This is a genomic window from Pseudonocardia pini, assembly GCF_013870575.1.
GTDB classification, from domain to species: Bacteria; Actinomycetota; Actinomycetes; order Mycobacteriales; family Pseudonocardiaceae; genus Pseudonocardia; species Pseudonocardia pini.
The window spans coordinates 1-1014 of sequence record NZ_JACBXB010001228.1 but is presented as its reverse complement, the minus strand read 5'-3'; the positions used below and the strand labels follow the sequence as shown (position 1 = coordinate 1014).

The window sequence follows — 1014 nt, the reverse complement described above, 5'->3', positions numbered from 1 at the left end:
AGCATCGCCACACGACGACATCCGAGGAGGAGGGCGGCCCCCCGACGCAGTACGGCTCGCCGCTGCTCGACGACCCGGAGGACGAGGACTACGAGTCCCCCGCGGGACTCGGCGGCCGCCCGCAGCGGGACGCGGACCGCGTCGACGCCGAGGAGGAGGACGAGGGCACGCCCCAGGGCTGGGCCGTCGTCATCGGGCAGTGGATCGCGGGTGCGCTGGTCGGCGCCGCCGTGTGGGTCGGCTTCCGCTACCTCTGGTTCAACCTGCCGGTCGTGGCGCTCGCCGCGGCGGTGATCATCACCGTCGGGCTGGTGCTCGGCGTCCGCGCGCTGCTGCGCAACGACGACCTGCGGACCACCGTCTTCGCCGTCGGCGTGGGGCTGCTGCTCACCGTCTCCCCGGCGATCCTGGTACTCCTGGAACGGTGAGCCCCACGCCGACGGTCGCGCTGTCGACCGCCTCGGTCTATCCCGAGCCCGCCGCGGCGGCGTTCGAGCTGGCTGCCGAGCTGGGGTACGACGGCGTCGAGCTGATGGTGTGGACCGATCCGGTCTCGCAGTCGGTCCCCGCCGTGCGCAGGCTCTCCGAGCGGTACGGGGTGCCGGTGGCGGCGGTCCATGCGCCCTGCCTGGCCGTGACGCAGCGGGTGTGGGGCTCCGATCCCGTCGCCCGGATCCGCCGGTCCGTCGCGGCCGCCGAGCACTTCGGCGCCCGGACCGTGGTGCTCCACCCCCCGTTCCGCTGGCAGCGCCGGTACGCGGCCGTGTTCGCCGACGAGGTGGCGCGGGCCGGGGAGCGGGCGGGCGTGCGGCTCGCCGTCGAGAACATGTTCCCGGTGTCCCGCATGGGGGTCCGGACCGTCCCGTACGCGCCGGGGTTCGACCCGACGGAGGTCGGGCACCGCCACTACACGCTCGATCTCTCGCACACCGCCGCGGCGGGCTCGGACGCGCTCGCCCTGCTCGACCGGATGGGCGAGGGCCTCGTCCACCTGCACCTCACGGACGGGTCCGG

Annotated in this window: 2 protein-coding genes; both read left to right on the top strand. The window is 74.9% G+C overall.

Features of this window, described 5'->3' with window-relative positions; genetic code table 11:
* Window positions 1-428: Rv0497 family membrane protein (locus H5J29_RS34065; RefSeq protein ID WP_512700159.1), on the top strand; the 428-nt coding region annotated here is incomplete at its 5' end.
* On the top strand, window positions 425-1014 hold a 590-nt coding region (locus H5J29_RS34060; RefSeq protein ID WP_181784961.1), incomplete at its 3' end, for a sugar phosphate isomerase/epimerase family protein. The genes H5J29_RS34065 and H5J29_RS34060, both read left to right, overlap by 4 nt.